5 protein-coding genes are annotated in these 3,206 nt (G+C 62.2%); 4 read left to right on the top strand and 1 reads right to left on the bottom strand.

Annotated features, from left to right (window positions below; translation table 11 throughout):
- Nucleotides 1–147 precede the first annotated feature (147 nt).
- The 4 genes from trmD (at nt 148) to JXA24_05985 (ending at nt 2,917) form a co-directional block, all read left to right on the top strand.
- Nucleotides 148–909 carry a tRNA (guanosine(37)-N1)-methyltransferase TrmD gene (trmD, locus tag JXA24_06000; GenBank protein MBN1283305.1) on the top strand — a complete coding sequence of 254 codons (762 nt, stop codon included), beginning with the start codon at nt 148–150 and terminating at the stop codon, nt 907–909.
- Nucleotides 910–999: 90 nt separating this feature from the next.
- On the top strand, nt 1,000–1,425 hold the full coding sequence (gene rplS / locus JXA24_05995; GenBank protein MBN1283304.1) for a 50S ribosomal protein L19: 426 nt from the start codon (nt 1,000–1,002) through the stop codon (nt 1,423–1,425).
- On the top strand, nt 1,352–2,038 hold the full coding sequence (locus JXA24_05990; GenBank protein ID MBN1283303.1) for a ribonuclease HII: 687 nt from the start codon (nt 1,352–1,354) through the stop codon (nt 2,036–2,038). Before rplS ends, JXA24_05990 begins: the two co-directional genes overlap by 74 nt.
- Before the next feature lie 42 nt (nt 2,039–2,080).
- On the top strand, nt 2,081–2,917 hold the full coding sequence (locus JXA24_05985) for a nucleoside phosphorylase (protein MBN1283302.1): 837 nt from the start codon (nt 2,081–2,083) through the stop codon (nt 2,915–2,917).
- A gap of 82 nt (nt 2,918–2,999) precedes the next feature.
- Here JXA24_05985 and JXA24_05980 read toward each other — a convergent pair.
- On the bottom strand, nt 3,000–3,206 hold a 207-nt coding region (locus JXA24_05980), incomplete at its 5' end, for a hypothetical protein (GenBank protein ID MBN1283301.1).

Raw genomic sequence — 3,206 nt, 5'->3', positions numbered from 1 at the left:
GCCTCCCGCCACAATTTGAGGACCCTTTTTCCGATGACGCTGTAAAAAGGGGCCTCAAATTCTGGCTCGCGGCGCGCGGATCAGGGATCAGGTATCACCAGTAACGAGTAACGAGTAACGAGTAACGAGTCACGAGTCACGGTATTTATGCGATTCGACATAGTCACAATATTCCCGAACATGTTCGATAGCGTCCTCGGCGAGACGATCATCAGGCGCGCCCGCGAGAAGGGGCTCGTGGAGTTTTTTCTCCACGACATCCGCGACCACGCGAAGGACCGCCACCGCAGCGTGGACGACACCCCATACGGCGGCGGCGCGGGCATGGTGATGATCGCCGGCCCGCTCGTGGAGGCGGTGGAGGCGGTGCCGAGGGAGGGCAGGTGCTCGAGGATACTGCTCACGCCGCAGGGCGAGCCCCTCACTCAGCCCCTCGCAAAGGAGCTCAGCTCGCTCGACCAGATCGTGCTCACCTGCGGCCGATACGAGGGGATCGACGAGCGCGCAAGAGAGCTCGTCGCGGACCGCGAGATATCGGTCGGAGATTACGTCCTCTCGGGCGGAGAGATCGCTGCGATGGTGCTCGTGGACGCAGTGGTGAGGCTCGTGCCGGGCGTGCTGGGGAACGAGGAGTCGCCAAACGACGAGTCGTTCGAGGCGGGGTTGCTCGAATACCCCCAGTACACAAGGCCCGAGACCTTCCGGGGCGAGACGGTCCCCGCCGTCCTCCTCTCGGGAAACCACGCTGAGATCAGGCGCTGGCGGAGGCTGGAGGCGCTCAGGCGAACCCGGGAGAGACGTCCGGATCTATTTGAGAAGATTGAGCTTTCCGACGAAGACCAAGAGGGGCTGGCATTGATCGATTCAGAGGGCGTGCCCCGAGCGGGCAAAAGCGAGTCGAGGGGTTGACAAACCGGCCTCGACCCTGTAGAAGCTCTCGTCTTTTCGCAATGTTACGCGATCGGCCCGGTCTTCGGGGCACAGGAAGAGGTGGCAGTCATGGATATCATTTCAAAGATCAATCAGGAGCAGATGAGGGGCGATATCCCCTCGTTCAGGCCGGGCGACACCCTGCGCGTCTACTGCAAGATCAAGGAGGGCGACAAGGAGCGCGTGCAGCTCTTCCAGGGGGTCTGCATCCGCCGCCGCCGCGGCAGCGCGGGCGCTTCGTTCACGGTCCGCAAGGTCTCCTACGGCGTCGGGGTCGAGCGCGTCTTTCCGCTCCACTCGCCGCTGATCGACCGCATCGAGGTCGCGAGCGCCGGCAAGGTGCGTCGTTCGCGCCTGTATTATCTGCGCGAGCTCTCCGGCAAGGCGGCGCGCATCGAGGGGCGCCGCATGGATCTTGCAAATGAAGCCGGCGTCGAGGCGGAGGTGGAAGGTGGCGAGCTCTCCGCGGCGGATGAGGCAGCAGCTGCTGATTGATCCGCAGCCCATAGACACGCTGAGATTCGAGACGCCGCTCTACGAGAGCGGCGTCGTTCATTTGGCCGGCGTGGACGAGGCGGGCCGCGGCTCGCTCGCGGGCCCGGTGGTCGCGGCGGCGGTGATACTCCCCCGGGCGTTCGACATCGAGGGCCTCGACGATTCAAAAAAACTCACCGGGAAAGAGCGCGAACGTCTCTTCGACCTGATCGCGAAGGCCGCGACCTCGACCGCCGTCGGCATCGTGAAGAACGACGAGATAGACCGGATCAATATCCTCAGGGCGGCGCTCCGCGCCATGCGCATCGCGGTGGACGGCCTGTCGGTCCGGCCGGAGCACCTGCTCATCGACGGGCCGCATCGGATCGAGCACACGATAGCGCAGACTCCCATAAAGAAGGGGGATGCCCTGTCGCGGGTGATCGCCGCCGCATCGATAATAGCGAAGGTCACGCGCGACCGGATGATGTGCGACATGGAGCGGAAGTATCCCAGATTCAAGTTCTCGGTGCACAAGGGATACGGCACACAGCTGCACATGTCCGAGCTTGCAAAACACGGCCCCACGGCGATACACAGATTGACGTTCAGGGGGGTTAAAAGCAGTGACTAGTGACTAGTGACTGGCGATTGGTGACTGGCGAACGGGGGGGATATGTTCAAGTTCAAATCGGCTGAGATCGTATCAACAGAAGAAGGCAGGCAGTACCACATAGGCTGCGCGCCGGGAGATGTCGCGCCGAATATCCTGCTCTGCGGAGACCCTGCGCGGGCGCATCGCGTGGCAGGTTATTTCGACGATCGCAGCGAGCCGATCCTCTCGCGCGAGTACGTGACCATCACAGGCACGTACCGCAATATGCCGATCACGGTCATGGCCACGGGCATGGGCCCAGACAACACCGAGATCGCGGTGGTGGAGCTTGCGCAGATCGTGGAAAATCCGACGATGATCCGGATCGGCTCTTCCGGAGCGCTTAAGAAGGGGATCGAGCTAGCGGACCTCGTCGTGTCCACAGGCGCCGTGCGCCTCGAGAACACCTCCACCCAGTTCGTGATCGAGGGATATCCTGCGATCGCGCACTATGAGGTCGTGCTCGCGCTCCTGGAAGGGGCGCGGCGCAACCGCTTCCCGCATCACCTCGGCCTCACCGCCACCGCCTCCGGCTTCTACGGCGCGCAGGCCCGCAAGGTCCCCGGCTTCCCGCCGCGCGACCCGGAGCTGCCTGCGAAGCTCGACTCCATGAACGTGGCCAACTTCGAGATGGAGGCCTCCTGCCTCTTCACGCTGGCCCAGCTACGCGGTTTCCGCGCGGGCGCGGTCTGCGCGATCTACGCCAACCGGCACAAGAACGAGTTCATAGACACCGAGAAGAAGGACCTCGCCGAGAAGCGCTGCATCGAGACCGGGCTCGCCGCCTTCGAAGTCCTGGCGCTCATGGACGACCGCCGCGCAGGCTCCCCCCACTGGACGCCGGCGATGGGGATATAGCTTCGGGTGCCAGTTCGCGCTTTGGAGCGCTACGGCCGCTTCGCTACGGCTCGCTCAGTTGCCTCCGGGTCCTGTCGTCGGATCACCCCCATCCAGCAAATTCCAAGCACCAAATCCCAAATTCCAAATAAATTCCAAGCACCAAATCCCAAATTCCAAATAAATTCCAGGCACCAAATCCCAAATTCCAAATAAATTCCAGGCACCAAATCCCAATGATCAAATGGTTTTGTTTGGAATTTGGTGCCTGGTAATTGGTGCTTATTTGGTTATTGGTGCTTGGGATTTG

The organism is Pseudomonadota bacterium, from assembly GCA_016927275.1.
Taxonomy (GTDB): domain Bacteria; phylum UBA10199; class UBA10199; order 2-02-FULL-44-16; family JAAZCA01; genus JAFGMW01.
Note: the sequence above shows the minus strand (reverse complement) of the source record. Positions and strands in the feature narration are given on the sequence as shown.